Source organism: Gilvimarinus sp. 1_MG-2023 (assembly GCF_030548285.1).
This window is the reverse complement of record NZ_JAUOSC010000752.1, coordinates 1-295: the sequence shown is the minus strand read 5'-3', so window position 1 is coordinate 295 and position 295 is coordinate 1. Positions and strand designations below refer to the sequence as shown.

At 56.9% G+C, this 295-nt stretch carries 1 protein-coding gene; it reads left to right on the top strand.

All coding sequences use genetic code 11. The annotated features are described in order from the left end of the window. On the top strand, window positions 1-295 hold a 295-nt coding region (locus tag Q4563_RS18895; RefSeq protein WP_303605607.1), incomplete at both ends, for a hypothetical protein.

Sequence of the window (295 nt, the reverse complement as noted above, 5' to 3'; positions counted from 1 at the left end):
CCAACCAACCAACCGATCTGACCGCAGAACTTAGCGCTATTGGCGTGGTAACCGAATCGGGCAGCCGTGTTTCGCTTAACATCAACCCGGATACCACGCTGGCGGCGGAGTTTGCGCTCAATAACAGCAGCGACGGTTCGCTAACCGCGGAGTCGGTTAACGCGGCCAACCAAGCCATTGCCGAACTGTTCAACCTGGGCAACTTGCACGATGTCTCCCCGAGTGCCACCTACAACGGCACTTTTGATGGCACCGATGGCTTCTCGCCAGCCGAAATGTATGGCCTGCTCTTATC